This is a genomic window from Enterobacter sp. GER_MD16_1505_Eko_090 (assembly GCF_003331015.1).
Lineage (GTDB): Bacteria > Pseudomonadota > Gammaproteobacteria > Enterobacterales > Enterobacteriaceae > Enterobacter > Enterobacter roggenkampii.
The window spans coordinates 306,209-319,052 of record NZ_PUQF01000002.1 but is presented as its reverse complement, the minus strand read 5'-3'; the positions used below and the strand labels follow the sequence as shown (position 1 = coordinate 319,052).

Sequence of the window (12,844 nt, the reverse complement as noted above, 5' to 3'; positions counted from 1 at the left end):
GGTAGCCCTCTTTTTAAATTATCGAGTCTACATTTAGGTTAAATCTCCCCTCCAGAAAGCTGAAAGTTTAAATCATCAGAATAAAATGTTCTTCCAAGAAGGCTTTCTAAACGATGTGCCTGATGCTCATTGATATTATAGACGCCAATTCCATGCGAAAAATCGCTTCTATCTTCTGCATTCATTCCCATAATCATACATAGATCATTGAGGTAATGATGAGGTACTTCGATTTCGAAAAGCAAATTTTCATCTGTTTTGCTGTATGCATCAATTGTGTAAACGATCATTATTTTTCTACCTTTCTGGTTGGGTCTGCTGGTTTAGTTTGCTTACCAGTAGAGGGATCAAACTCACCGAGGTGATTGCGTCCTGAACGATCATAGACCTCAACTGTACCGTGTTGAGAGTCCCATTCGTAAATTTTACCTTTTGAATCCTTCCAACGTGTACGCAATTTTCCTCCCCCTTTAATTGGTGTTTTCGCTTGAGCTTTCTTAGCATCAGGAAATGCAGATAAAGGAGGGTTTCCTTTAGGAGGTGAATGGTATTTGTGATCTGAATTAATATAGACATAAATCGGCGGCACCCCGCCCACCGGCAGAATCAGAATATAATCCGCAAACGTCTTCTCTTCCGGTGTCGGGCTGGTCGTCACACCAATCCCCGTATCCTCCGGCAGCGGATCAACCACAACCGGGTTCGGTATCCGTATCGGGTTGTGATTGCCCGTATCCCATGGCTTACTCTCTCCGGTGCGGTCCGGTGTCCAGATGAGGGTGATGCCGGGGGCTTCTTCGGTAGTAAAGGTGTACGCCTGGCGTCGGCTATCCCACTCCATCCTGCGAACGCGCACGCTGTCCTTGCCCGGCGGCGTATGCCAGCCGCGCGGTGTCGGGTTACCGCTGGCGTCGTTCTCCCAGGTGAAGCGAACGCGGGTAGGGGCTTCCCGCATCTGCTCGGCGCGCATCCTGTCGATAAAATCCTGCTCGCCGTCGTTCAGCTTGCCGGGAAACATCCCTATCAGCAGCCCTGCGACAGGGGCACCGATGCCTCCCGTGGCTATTTCGCCAAGTGCAGCACCGCGTACGGCCCAGGTGCCAGGAGTGATTGTGCGCCCGCCAACCAGGGAAAGTTCGCTGGCATCGGCGATCGCGGTTCGCGCAATCCAGGCCCTCTCTTCAGACGCAACGGCTGTCTGATACTCTATCTCCTCGTGATGCCCGTTCCACCAACGATAAAGTGCGCTGCGTTGCTTCGGCTTTGGGATCGCCTTACGCTTTGCCGCCTGAGCGTGCTGCGCGGCGTCGTTGGGCATGGCCTGGTAAAATGCCATCTCGGCGAAGTTGGTGTGCGGCTCACTTCCGGTGCCTGCATCGTTACAGCCTTCTCCACGCAGGCAGGATTTCGCAAAGACCCGGTTGCGATCGCGTACTTCTGCTTGTCGCTGCGCTTCGGCCTCTTGCTCTTTTCGGCGCGCAGCGAGCATGGCCTGATGCTTTTCCTGTGCGATCTGTTCAGGAGAGGGGCCAGAGCCGAGCCACTCTCCCGATGGGGCGATCACGCGGTTGGTTCCGTGCGGGCAGCCACAAATGACGACAGAACCATCAACGGCTGAGGTTTGTCCCATCCAGTTAACGCGAGGTTCGCCGTCTGCAACAACACCCTGCTTGCCGCATTTAGGGCATGTTGTGGTTTTATCACCAACGCGAATAACGCCGCGACCGTGCTCGGTGCAGTTGGGCAGGGTGCTACAACATATTGCGCCGGTGGTCGTTCTGTCGCCGTGCAGCGCCTGACCGCGGCCGTAGTTCGTAGAACGGTAGCCCATAGCCTATTCTCCGGGCCAGGTTAAGAAATCCTCTTGAGGTGGAATACCTTCGCGGGTGACCAGATAAGTACTGCCGAGCGGTGTGCTGATAATCTCGTCATCGTTATCAAGCAGGCTACCGACCAGGGCAACGCCCTGACGTCTCCAGGAAAACGCTTCGCCAGCTGAGGTCATAATCGTGGCGAGCGTTCCATCCGGATAGGCCACACAGTCGCCTTCGACGATCACGCTGGTGTAACTCCCATCGTCCATGAGCAGTGTGGCTTCACGTTCGACGGGAAGTACCATGCCGCCCATTCGGGTCTGGCTGCCAGCCGTGGCGATCCGCCAGATGGCGGTGACGGGGTGTTGTCGGTGAAAGGCTTCCTGTTCGGCAATGATGGAGCGTGCGTCCTCAGGCATGGCGGCCAGTTCGTCATCGGAAAAGGGCGAACGTTCTATTTCCGCTTTTAACTCAGCGGTGAATTCATTGGTATAAAGCTGCATGACAATTCCTTGTAGGGGCAGAAGAGTAAATGCAGCAATGCTAGGTTTTAGACTGTAAGGCGAATATACATAAAGTGGTTATTAAGTCGGGCTAAAATCCGAAATAAATATCCAGATTGACATTGGTCATCTTTTAAAGAAGGTATAACAATGGTTCCTGTTAATTATAAATGTAATATTCGCTGAATTGCCGATAAATAATATTATGCGGCGCATGTGATATTTGAATACATACGCTGCATAACGTTATTTTAAAACACCGGCACCCCAAGCCCAACCTTCACCTCCCTCAACGTCTCCTGCGTCACCCCCTGCGCCCGTTCGGTCCCGCGCTTCAGCATCGCCATCAGCTCCCCCTTGTCCTGCATATACATCCCCCTCCGCTCCCGCATCGGCGCAATCAGCTCCTGCAGGCACGCCTCCAGCTCGTTCTTGCACGCCCGGTCACCCAGCCCGCCTGCCTGATAGTGCGCCTTCATCGCCGCCACTTTGTCTTTGTCCGGATGAAACGCGTCGAGGTAGGTAAACACCACGTTCCCCTCAATCTGCCCCGGATCGCCCACCTTCAGGTGGTTCGGGTCGGTGTACATGGCGCTCACCGCACGGTGAATGGTCTCTTCGCTGGCCGAAAGGTGCAGCGTGTTGCCCAGCGATTTCGACATCTTGGCGCTGCCGTCGATGCCGGGCAGGCGGCTGGTGTCGCTCAGCATCGCCTTGCAGTGGCGCAGCACCGGGGCGGGCAGCAGGCTGTTCATCTTGTGCACAATCTCGTTGGTCTGCTCAATCATCGGCAGCTGGTCGTCGCCGACGGGCACGCACTCGGCCTTAAATGCGGTGATGTCCGCCGCCTGGCTGATGGGGTAGGCCATAAACCCGACCGGCAGCGAGCGGGCGAAGCCCTTCTGCGCAATCTCGTTCTTCACCGTCGGGTTACGCTCCACGCGGGCGACGGTGACGATGTTCATATACAGCATCGTCAGCTCGGCGAGGGCGGGCAGGGCGGACTGCAGGCAGATCGTGGTCAGGTTCGGGTCGATGCCGGCGGCGAGGTAGTCGGCCAGCACTTCGGGGATGTTGTCGCGAATTTTCTGCGGGTTGCTGCCGTTGTCGGTCAGACCCTGCAGGTCGGCAATCAGCACAAACTGGCTGTGCGTCTGCTGGAGCGCCACGCGCTGGCGCAGCGATCCGACGAAGTGGCCGAGGTGCAGCGGGCCGGTTGGGCGGTCGCCGGTGAGGATGGTGGGTGCGTTCATAAAGACTCCTTAATGTGCAGTTGCCGAAAGGGGTCTTAGAAATGTGAAAGCCGCCTTTCGGCGGCTATCTGAAAATGGGGAAAACAACTCCGTGCCGCCTTTAAGAAGGCAGCCACCAGCGGTTTACGGTGAGGACGGCGTGGTTTATGTTCATCTCTTTACCGTACCACGTCCGGCGCGAAAAACAAAAGGGCACGTCATGCTGCAATCACTCAACCATCTGACCCTCGCGGTCAGCGACCTGCAAAAAAGCGTCACCTTCTGGCACGAGCTGCTGGGGCTAGCGCTGCACGCCCGCTGGAATACCGGGGCCTATCTCACCTGCGGCGATCTGTGGGTCTGCCTGTCGTACGACGAGGCGCGCCAGTACGTGCCGCCGCAGGAGAGCGACTATACCCACTACGCGTTTACCGTGGCGGAAGAAGATTTTGAACCGTTCTCGCACAGGCTGGAGCAGGCGGGCGTCACCGTCTGGAAGCAGAACAAAAGCGAGGGGGCGTCGTTCTATTTTCTCGACCCGGACGGGCACAAGCTGGAGCTGCACGTGGGCAGCCTCGCCGCGCGGCTGGCGGCGTGTCGCGAGAAGCCCTACGCGGGCATGGTGTTTACCTCAGACGAGGCTTGAGGCGCGCACCTTCAGCCTGCCCGCCAGCGTCACGTGCGTGGCGGCATCTTCCTGATTGCACAGGTACTCCACCGCCAGCCGTCCCAGCTCGCTGTAGGGCAGCTGGATACTGGTCAGCTGTGGGGTGAGCTGCTCGGAGATCTTCTGGTCGTCGTAGCCCGCCAGCAGCATATCCTGCGGGATGCGCACGCCGTTCACCGCCAGCGCCTGATAGCAGCCAATCGCCAGCCAGTCGCTGGCGCAGAAGATGGCGTCCGGGCGCTCGGTCAGTTCCAGCAGGGCCGTGGTGGCGGTAAAGGACTCGCTGAACTGCCAGTTGGTCTGACGCACCAGGCCGTCGTCGCACGTGAGTCCGGCCTGCTGCAGCGCGGCCTGGTAGCCCGCCAGACGCTGGCGCGAGGCCTCCATCCAGCTCTCGCCGGTAATGTGGGCGATGCGCGTCGCCCCGCAGGCGATGAGGTGTTTAGTCACCTGGAAGGCGTTGGCGTAGTCGTCCGGGATAAACGACGGCAGCAGCGGCGAGCCGGGGTCGCGCTGGTTGAGCAGCACCAGCGGGATGCGGGTGCAGTCCTGGAAGGCCGTCATGTCCACCAGCGTGGTGACCGGTGAGGCGAGGATAATCCCGATGCAGTTGCGCTTCTCCAGCTGGCGGATAATGTTCAGCGCCAGCTCGATGTCGTCGCCGTAGTCGTAGACGGTGAGCAGGGTCTCGTTGCGCCACGCGGCTTCCCGCGCCTGGCTGATGGCGTCGATAAACGGGTCAAAGCTCTGCAGCGAGCTGACCAACAGGGCGATCTCTTCCTGGTTGCGCGGGGCGTGAACGGCGGGGAGGCGGTCGTAGCCGAGCTCGGTGGCGACGCTAATCACCCTGTGGCGGGTGTCGTCGCTGAGCTTGATGTTGCGGGACTGGTTGAGCACCAGCGATACCGTTGCCTGCGACACCCCTGCCGCCCGCGCAATATCGTTCATCGTCACTTTTGTTTTTCGCTTCATCCGTCCTCTCCCTTTCGCGACTTCGCATCATACCCTAACCGCACGCTTTAGCGCCGTCGATCACGTTTCTCATTCATCGAAGCGTGAACTTTGTGAGGGCCGTCGCTTTTCTAAACGCCGTGATTTGCGCATTTATCCTGCAACTAATATTTATTAGCTAAATATTATCAGTAAGAGGATGCGTAATGAAAGAGCAGTGGAGCAGGGAGCAGGCACAGGCGTGGTATCAGCAAAAAGGCTGGCTGTGCGGGTTTAACTACCTGCCGTCGACGGCGGTGAACTGGACCGATATCTGGCAGGAAGAGACCTTCGATGCCGCCACCATCGAGCGCGAGCTGGGCTGGGCGGCGGAGGCGGGCTATAACACCCTGCGCATTAATCTGCCGTTTATCGTCTGGGAGCACGACCGCGACGGGCTGATGGCGCGCATCGACCGCTTTTTGACGATTGCCGACGACCACGGGTTCAGCACCATGCTAACCCTGATGGACGACTGCGGTTTCTCCGGCGACGAGCCGTACCTCGGCCCGCAAAAGCCGCCGGTACCGGGCAAGCACAACAGCCAGGCGGCGGCGAGCCCGGGGCGCGACAAGGTGTGCGATCCCGACTGCTGGGCAGACATTGAGCGCTATATCCGCGACGTTGTCCGCCAGTTCCGCGACGACAGGCGCGTGCTGCTGTGGGATCTCTACAACGAGCCGGGCAACCGCGGCATTTTCGCCACCGGCACGCAGGAGGTGCAGTACGACGCGAAGCTGGAGACCTGCGCCCACGCGCTGATGAAGCTCGCATTCCAGTGGGTGCGCGAAGAAGACCCAACCCAGCCGCTCACCGTCTGCGCGTGGCGCCTGCCGCCGGAAGAGGAGGGGGAGACGTTCTTCCAGCATCCGCTGGACCAGACCGCACTGGCGCTCTCGGACGTGGTGAGCTTCCACGCCTACACCCACACGGGGCGCATGACGGCGATTATCCAGCAGCTGCAAAAGCTCGGTCGGCCGCTGTTCTGCACCGAATGGCTGGCGCGCCACGTGGGCAGCACCATCGAAGAGCAGCTTCCGCTGATGTACGCGGCGAAGGTCGCGCCATACCAGTGGGGGCTGGTGCGTGGCAAAACCCAGACGTGGCTGCCGTGGCCGGTGGTGATGAAGGAGTCCACGGACTACTGCCGTCTCTGGTTCCACGACGTGTTTGAGGAGAACGGCATTCCGTTCTCGCGCCGTGAAATCGCCCTGATGCAGCAGCTGCGCAAGATCGCCCCGCAGGCGCAGGACTAATAATATCGACCCGGCGGACCACCGCCGGGCAACCAGGCAGGCATATAACAATGGCAATGACAATGAAAATACCGTCTCGCGAGCTGTGGTCTTATTTTGGCTATGGTTTAGGTCAGTGTTTTAGCTTTGGTTTAGTGGGTTCGTTTATTAACTATTTTTACACCGACGTGCTGGGGATCTCGGCGCTGGCGGCCAGTACCATCTTCCTGATTGCCCGCGCGTGGGACGCGGTTCACGATCCGCTGTTTGCCAGCATTATGGACACCATTAACAGCCGGTTCGGCAAGTTTCGCCACTTTTTGCTGATCGCCCCGCTGCTGATCACCGGCGTCACGCTGCTGTCGTTCTATAAAATCGAAGCGGACATGACCACCAAAATCCTCTACGCCGGGGTGACGTATATCCTGTGGGGGACGCTGTACGCCATCTCCGATATCCCGTTCTGGTCGATGTCGTCGGTGATGACCAACGACTCCGGGCAGCGCACCCGCGCGGTGACGGCGGCGATGCTCGGGGTGAACGCCGGGATTGCCTGCGCCAACATCTTCTTCCCGAAACTGGCGGCGTTCTTCGCCCAGTACAGCAATGACAAAGGCTACTTTATGGCGGCGCTGGTGATGATGCTGGTGGGCCTGCCGCTGATGCTTAACGGCTTTATGCAGATCAAAGAGCGCGTGCCGCCGAGCCCGGAAAAGGTGACCATCCGCGACACCTTCCACAACCTGCGCCAGAACAAGCCGCTGTTTATCGTCCTGCTGTCGTTCTTTTTCTGCGTGTTCCACAACGTGGCGGGCGGGCTGTATATCTACTTCTTTATCAACAATCTGGGCGACGGCAGCCTGCAAATGGCGATTGGCGTGATGGGGATCGTGGCGGCGGTGCTGTGCCTGGTCGCGCCGATGCTGACGCGCCGAATGCAGAAGCGGAAGCTGTTTATGATCCTCTGCGGGCTGGACGTGGCGGTGCGCGTGGTGATGTGGTTTGTCGGGTATCAGCAGGTGACGATGCTGTTTATTCTCCTCGGCCTGAGCACGCTGTTCGTGATGATGACCAACATCCTCACCTCGTCGATGATTGCCGACACCATCGAGTACGCGGAGTACCACACGAACAAGCGCTGCGCGGCGATCACTTTCTCCGGGCAGACCTTCACCGGCAAGATGTCGGTAGCGGTGGGCGGCGGGTTAATCGGCGTGTTCCTGACGATGATCGGCTACGTGCCGCAGGCGCAAATTCAGAGCGAGAGCGTACTGTCGGGGCTGTTCTTCGGGATTTGTCTGCTGCCGGCAATAGGGTCGCTGATCCGCATGGGCTTTATGTCGCGCTTTACCTTTACCGAAGAGAAGCACGCGGAGATTTGTCGGCTGCTGGCGGAGCGGAACGCGTCTGCGAAAGCGCCGGGTGGCGGCTGCGCCTTACCCGGCCTACAGGACCAGCCCTTGTAGGCCTGATAAGCGAAGCGCCATCAGGCTTCGCGTAATGACTTACAGCGACTTCACAAACGCCAGCAGATCTTCGTTGAGCTGATCCTGGTGGGTTAGCGCGAAACCGTGCGGCGCGTTGTCGTACACCTTCAGCGTGGCGTTTTTGATCATCTCTGCCGCCAGCTTGCCGGTGCTTTCAAACGGCACGATCTGGTCGTTGCTGCCGTGAATGACCAGCGTCGGCACGTCGATTTTCGCCATATCCGGGCGGAAGTCGGTTTCGCCGAACGCGGTCACGCAGTCGATGGTGCCCTTCAGGGACGCCAGCAGGGCGATGTTCAGCGTCTGGGTCAGGGCACCGGCGGAGACGGTCTGCCCGGCGTTGATGCCGTAGAACGGCGTCGCGAAGTCGCTGATGAACTGGGCGCGATCTTTACGCAGCCCGTCGCGAATGCCGTCGAACACGCTCTGATCCACGCCCTGCGGGAAGGAGTCGGATTTACCGAAGATCGGCGTGACCGCGCCCAGCAGCGCCAGACCGGCCACGCGCGCGCTGCCGTAGTTGTTGATGTAGCGGGTTACGTCGCCGCCGCCCATGGAGAAGCCCACCAGCGTCACGTCCTGCAGATCCAGAGTGGTAATCAGGTCGTTGATGTCGGATGCAAAGGTGTCGTAATCGTAGCCGTTCCACGGCTGATCCGAGCGGCCAAAGCCGCGACGGTCAAAGGCGATGGTGCGGAAGCCGCGCTCGGCCAGGTAGTTCAGCTGGCTGTCCCACATGTCGCCGTCCAGCGGCCAGCCGTGGCTGAAGAGAACCGGTTTGCCCGCGCCGCAGTCTTTGTAGTAAATCTGCGTGCCGTCTTTTGCCTTAAACGTTGCCATAGTGTGTTCCTGTACAGGTGATGGTTAGGGTTATACCGGCGCGACCAGATAGCGAATGGCCGGTGATGTTGTGCCCTGATGAAAAGCCAGAACGCGGCTCTGCAGCAGGAGGTCATTCATGGTGTGGCGCTCCTGCTGGCGCAGATGCTCAATCCAGGAGCCCATCAGGAAGGTCTCGATAAACAGTCCGGGACGTTCGATATCCTCATACACCGCCCAGCTCATCGCTCCGGCGCGGCGGCGTACCCGGCGCAGCTCGTGCACTGCCTGCAAAAACGCTTTCGCGTTGTGCGGGTCAATGATGTACTCATGCGACACCAGCACCGGGCCGCGCTCGTTCGGCAGGTCGATCTCCACGCCGTCCAGCGGCTGGCCGCTCAGGTCGAGGTTTAAATCAGGATCTTTCTCCAGCTTCCAGCGGAACACGGTGGCGCTTGCCAGCACCATCCCCAGCGTGGCGACCACCAGCGCGGTCGGGGTGCCGAACTGCGACGCGATCTGCCCCCAGATGGCGCTGCCCGTGGTCATCGAGCCGAAGAACACCGTCAGGTAGACCGCGAGCGCGCGGGCCTTCACCCAGCGGGCGGCGCTGCGCTGGGCGCCGAGGTTGAGGGTCGAGAGCACCGCAATCCACGCGAAGCCGGTAAAGAACTCAAACAGGTTGAGCAGCCAGACGTGGCGCACAAACGCCAGCGCCAGCATGGTGAGGGCAAAGACCAGGCTCGCGGCTACCATCAGCCGGTCGGCGTTCAGCCGCTGGCGCAGGCGCGGCAGCAGGATCGCCCCGGCAATGGCGCCCAGGCCGATGCATGCCAGCATCACGCCGTAGCCCGCCGGGCCCAGACCCAGCTCGCGGCGCGCCACCAGCGGCAGCAGCGCCCAACCCGCGCTGCCGAAAACGAAGAAGGCCACCGTGCGCACCAGCACGTTGCGCAGCACTGGCGCGGCGTGCACGTAGCGAATCCCGGAGCGCACCGCGGAGAAGAAGTGCTCCGGCGGCAGACGCTGAATGGACGGAGCCGGACGCCAGCGCCACAGCACCCACGCCACGCCCACCACGGACAGCGCGTTCAGGGCAAACACCATCCACGGCCCGGCCAGTGACAGCAGAAAACCACCCAGCGCAGGGCCAATCGCCCGGCTGATGTTCACCCCGAGCGAGTTCAGCGCCACGGCGGCGCCCAGCTCCGGCTTGCTCACCAGATCGGGCACCACGGCCTGAAACGGCGGCGAGCTCATCGCCGCCCCCACGCTCAGCAGAAACGTCGCCACCAGCAGCACGGTGGGGGTGACGTGTCCGGTGAAGGAGAGCGCCGTCAGCCCGGCGGCGGCGATGAATACCCACAGCTGGGAGAAGAGCAGGTATTTACGTCGGTCGACGATGTCCGCCATCACCCCGGACGGCAGGGCGAAGAGGAACATCGGCAGGCTGCTGGCCGCCTGTACCAGCGCGATATCCAGCGGATCGGCGCTCAGGGTCAGCATGCTCCAGTTGATGCCGACGTCGCTCATCCATGAGCCGACGTTAGAGACCACCGTGGCGATCCACAGCATGCGGAACACCGGCTGGCTCAGCGGCTGCCAAGGCGAAACCGTTGGTGCGGGCGTCGTCTCGACGTGTGCGTCGCGAACGTCGTTAACCTGGGTCATGCGAACCTCTCCGTTGCCCTACGCTGCAGCCGCCACTGGCCCGGCCCGGTGAGGGCGAGAGTGGTGAAGATAATCAGCAGCAGCCAGCCAAACTGCCCTTCGGCAATCGACCAGTTCGGGTGGACCGCCAGCATCGCCACCAGCAGCACGGCGATAATCGGCAGGCACGCCAGGCGGGTGTAGACGCCCGCAATGATCAACAGCGGGCAGATCACCTCCGCGAATATTGCCGGGATCAGGCTCGCGTAAGGCCCGAAGCCGAACGGATCTTCAATGCGCGTCAGCTCTTCGCTGAAGTGCAGCACCTTCGGCAGGCCGTGCACATAGAGCAGCAGCAGGCTGCCGGTCAGGCGCAGGAAGAACAGCCCCAGGTCGACCCGGGGCGGCATAGTGGTGTTTTTCATCAGAATGCAAAGCAGCTGCAGCCCAGCGCCCCCCAGAAAGCGTTATCGTCGGACACCGGCATCGCTGACGTGCGGGCGAAATCGTGCTGGTGACTGTGAACCCCGCACGGGCCGCTGCAGTGGTGAATAGGGCTCATGCCGACGCGTGCGGCCTGCGGCGGCGCGCTGCGGTAGTGGCCCGGCACCTTGACCACCGGGGACCACTCGGGCAGGACCGGGATGGCCGGCGGCGCGAGCGGGCCAAAGCTGCCCGCGGCGTAGACGATATCGCCGTTGACCACCGTCAGGACGGACTCGATGCCCTTGATCTCCTCTTCCGGCACGCGGAAGTAGTCTTTGCTCAGCACGGCCAGGTCGGCGAGCTGGCCGACCTTGATCTGCCCCTTCTGGTTCTGCTCGCTGGAGAACCACGCGCTGCCCTGGGTCCAGAGCATCAGGGCGGTATCGCGATCCAGTCGGGCGCTGTGATCGTACATCTGCATCCCGCCGACGGTGCGGCCGGAGACCAGCCAGTAGAGCGCGGTCCACGGGTTGTAGCTCGCCACGCGGGTGGCGTCCGTTCCTAAGCCTACCGGCACGCCGGTCTCGAGCATTTTCGCCACCGGCGGCGTGTGGCGGGTGGCTTCGATGCCGTAGCGCTCGGCAAAGTACTCCCCCTGGAAGGCCATGCGGTGCTGCACGGCAATGCCGCCGCCCAGTTCTTTGATGCGGTCGATGTTGGCCTGGGTGACGGTTTCCGCGTGGTCGAAGAACCAGTGCAGGCCGTTGAACGGAATGTCGCGGTTCACTTTCTCGAAGACGTCCAGCATGCGGCTGATGGACTCGTTGTAGGTGGCGTGCAGGCGGAACGGCCAGCGGTGCTCCACCAGATGGCGCACCACGCGCTCCAGCTCGTCCTCCATGCCCGGCGCGAGATCCGGGCGCGGCTCGAGGAAATCTTCAAAATCGGCGGCAGAGAAGACCAGCATCTCGCCCGCGCCGTTGTGGCGGAAGAAGTCGCTGCCCTGGCCCGGCGTGAGCATGTCGGTCCATTTTTCAAAGTCTTCCAGCTCGTGGCCCGGACGCTGGGTAAACAGGTTGTAGGCGATGCGGATGGTCATCTGCTTTTTCGCGTGCAGCTCGGCGATCACCTCGTAATCTTCCGGGTAGTTCTGGAAGCCGCCGCCCGCGTCGATGGCGCTGGTCAGCCCCAGACGGTTCAGCTCGCGCATGAACTGGCGGGTGGAGTTCACCTGCTGCTCCAGCGGCAGCTTCGGCCCTTTGGCCAGCGTGGCGTAGAGGATCATGGCGTTCGGACGGGCAATCAGCATCCCGGTCGGGTTGCCGTTGGCGTCGCGCTGGATCTCGCCGCCCGGCGGGTTTGGCGTGTCTTTGGTGTAGCCGACCACCTTCAGCGCGGCGCGGTTGAGCAGGGCGCGGTCGTAGAGGTGCAGGATGAAGACCGGGGTGTCCGGCGCGGCGTCGTTAATTTCGTCAAGGGTCGGCATGCGGCGCTCGGCAAACTGGAACTCGGTCCAGCCGCCCACCACGCGCACCCACTGCGGCGACGGGGTGCGCAGCGCCTGCTCTTTCAGCATCCGCAGGGCGTCGGCCAGGGACGGCACGCCTTCCCAGCGCAGCTCGAGGTTGTAGTTCAGCCCGCCGCGAATCAGGTGCAGGTGCGAGTCGTTCAGGCCGGGGATGGCGGTGTGGCCTTTCAGATCGACCACTTTGGTGCCGTCGCCGTGGTGCTGCATCACCTCGGCGACGGTACCCACTTCCAGAAATTTTCCATCGCGCACGGCAACGGCTTCCGCGACAGGATTCTCGCGATCGACGGTGTGAAACTGGCCGTTAACCAGAATGAGATCGGCTTTACCGAGGGTAACCATAACTGCTCCTGACTGAGAGGGGAATGGTCAGGATTATGGGAACCGGTTTCGGCAAAGATCCAGTTATACAATAGGATAGGTATACCAAAGTATAACTATACCTAAGGTTAACTATACGAAGAGATAATTACGCGCGGAGAGGGAAAACCGC

12 protein-coding genes are annotated in these 12,844 nt (G+C 60.8%); 3 read left to right on the top strand and 9 right to left on the bottom strand.

Annotation, left to right across the window (positions count from 1 at the left end):
• Positions 1–38: 38 nt before the first annotated feature.
• The 4 genes from C6A40_RS03925 to trpS form a co-directional block, all read right to left on the bottom strand.
• A complete protein-coding gene (locus C6A40_RS03925) occupies positions 39–290 on the bottom strand; it encodes a DUF7683 domain-containing protein (protein WP_021240645.1) in 252 nt (83 codons plus the stop codon).
• Positions 290–1,831, bottom strand: coding sequence for a colicin E3/pyocin S6 family cytotoxin (locus C6A40_RS03920; RefSeq protein WP_021240644.1), 1,542 nt, complete (start codon positions 1,829–1,831; stop codon positions 290–292). The genes C6A40_RS03925 and C6A40_RS03920 overlap by 1 nt, the downstream gene beginning before the upstream one ends.
• 3 nt (positions 1,832–1,834) lie before the next feature.
• A complete protein-coding gene (locus tag C6A40_RS03915) occupies positions 1,835–2,317 on the bottom strand; it encodes a hypothetical protein (RefSeq protein WP_045335544.1) in 483 nt (160 codons plus the stop codon).
• A 251-nt stretch (positions 2,318–2,568) separates the two neighbouring features.
• Positions 2,569–3,570 carry a tryptophan--tRNA ligase gene (gene trpS / locus C6A40_RS03910; RefSeq protein ID WP_045335546.1) on the bottom strand — a complete coding sequence of 334 codons (1,002 nt, stop codon included), beginning with the start codon at positions 3,568–3,570 and terminating at the stop codon, positions 2,569–2,571.
• 199 nt (positions 3,571–3,769) lie between these two features.
• On the opposite strand from trpS, the gene fosA reads away from it, so the two are divergent.
• Positions 3,770–4,195: a FosA/FosA2 family fosfomycin resistance glutathione transferase gene (gene fosA / locus C6A40_RS03905; RefSeq protein ID WP_028015351.1), complete on the top strand. Its 426-nt coding sequence runs from the start codon at positions 3,770–3,772 to the stop codon at positions 4,193–4,195.
• On the opposite strand, the gene C6A40_RS03900 is transcribed toward fosA, so the two are convergent.
• Positions 4,181–5,188, bottom strand: coding sequence for a LacI family DNA-binding transcriptional regulator (locus tag C6A40_RS03900; RefSeq protein WP_045335549.1), 1,008 nt, complete (start codon positions 5,186–5,188; stop codon positions 4,181–4,183). The genes fosA and C6A40_RS03900 overlap by 15 nt on opposite strands.
• Before the next feature lie 185 nt (positions 5,189–5,373).
• On the opposite strand from C6A40_RS03900, the gene C6A40_RS03895 reads away from it, so the two are divergent.
• Positions 5,374–6,462: a cellulase family glycosylhydrolase gene (locus C6A40_RS03895; protein WP_045335551.1), complete on the top strand. Its 1,089-nt coding sequence runs from the start codon at positions 5,374–5,376 to the stop codon at positions 6,460–6,462.
• A gap of 50 nt (positions 6,463–6,512) precedes the next feature.
• Positions 6,513–7,907 carry an MFS transporter gene (locus C6A40_RS03890; protein WP_058657712.1) on the top strand — a complete coding sequence of 465 codons (1,395 nt, stop codon included), beginning with the start codon at positions 6,513–6,515 and terminating at the stop codon, positions 7,905–7,907.
• Positions 7,908–7,946: 39 nt separating this feature from the next.
• Here the strand turns inward: C6A40_RS03890 and C6A40_RS03885 are convergent, their stop codons facing one another.
• The 4 genes from C6A40_RS03885 to C6A40_RS03870 are packed head-to-tail and all read right to left on the bottom strand — an operon-like array spanning position 7,947 to position 12,693.
• On the bottom strand, positions 7,947–8,768 hold the full coding sequence (locus tag C6A40_RS03885) for an alpha/beta fold hydrolase (RefSeq protein ID WP_045335555.1): 822 nt from the start codon (positions 8,766–8,768) through the stop codon (positions 7,947–7,949).
• A 30-nt stretch (positions 8,769–8,798) separates the two neighbouring features.
• Positions 8,799–10,418 (bottom strand): MFS transporter, encoded by a 1,620-nt coding sequence (locus C6A40_RS03880; protein WP_045335557.1) that lies wholly within the window; start codon positions 10,416–10,418, stop codon positions 8,799–8,801.
• Complete coding sequence (locus C6A40_RS03875) at positions 10,415–10,822, bottom strand: DoxX family protein (protein WP_045335559.1); 408 nt, start codon at positions 10,820–10,822, stop codon at positions 10,415–10,417. Before C6A40_RS03875 ends, C6A40_RS03880 begins: the two co-directional genes overlap by 4 nt.
• Positions 10,822–12,693: an amidohydrolase gene (locus tag C6A40_RS03870; RefSeq protein ID WP_045335561.1), complete on the bottom strand. Its 1,872-nt coding sequence runs from the start codon at positions 12,691–12,693 to the stop codon at positions 10,822–10,824. Before C6A40_RS03870 ends, C6A40_RS03875 begins: the two co-directional genes overlap by 1 nt.
• Positions 12,694–12,844 lie beyond the last annotated feature (151 nt).

Bases quoted from the DNA above. Each gene is read 5' to 3' on its own strand.
- C6A40_RS03895 (WP_045335551.1), top strand. From the start codon at position 5,374: ATGAAAGAGCAGTGGAGCAGGGAGCAGGCACAGGCGTGGTATCAGCAA.
- C6A40_RS03900 (WP_045335549.1), bottom strand. From the start codon at position 5,188: ATGAAGCGAAAAACAAAAGTGACGATGAACGATATTGCGCGGGCGGCA.
- C6A40_RS03880 (WP_045335557.1), bottom strand. From the start codon at position 10,418: ATGACCCAGGTTAACGACGTTCGCGACGCACACGTCGAGACGACGCCC.
- fosA (WP_028015351.1), top strand. From the start codon at position 3,770: ATGCTGCAATCACTCAACCATCTGACCCTCGCGGTCAGCGACCTGCAA.
- C6A40_RS03890 (WP_058657712.1), top strand. From the start codon at position 6,513: ATGGCAATGACAATGAAAATACCGTCTCGCGAGCTGTGGTCTTATTTT.
- C6A40_RS03915 (WP_045335544.1), bottom strand. From the start codon at position 2,317: ATGCAGCTTTATACCAATGAATTCACCGCTGAGTTAAAAGCGGAAATA.
- C6A40_RS03885 (WP_045335555.1), bottom strand. From the start codon at position 8,768: ATGGCAACGTTTAAGGCAAAAGACGGCACGCAGATTTACTACAAAGAC.
- C6A40_RS03925 (WP_021240645.1), bottom strand. From the start codon at position 290: ATGATCGTTTACACAATTGATGCATACAGCAAAACAGATGAAAATTTG.
- trpS (WP_045335546.1), bottom strand. From the start codon at position 3,570: ATGAACGCACCCACCATCCTCACCGGCGACCGCCCAACCGGCCCGCTG.
- C6A40_RS03920 (WP_021240644.1), bottom strand. From the start codon at position 1,831: ATGGGCTACCGTTCTACGAACTACGGCCGCGGTCAGGCGCTGCACGGC.
- C6A40_RS03870 (WP_045335561.1), bottom strand. From the start codon at position 12,693: ATGGTTACCCTCGGTAAAGCCGATCTCATTCTGGTTAACGGCCAGTTT.
- C6A40_RS03875 (WP_045335559.1), bottom strand. From the start codon at position 10,822: ATGAAAAACACCACTATGCCGCCCCGGGTCGACCTGGGGCTGTTCTTC.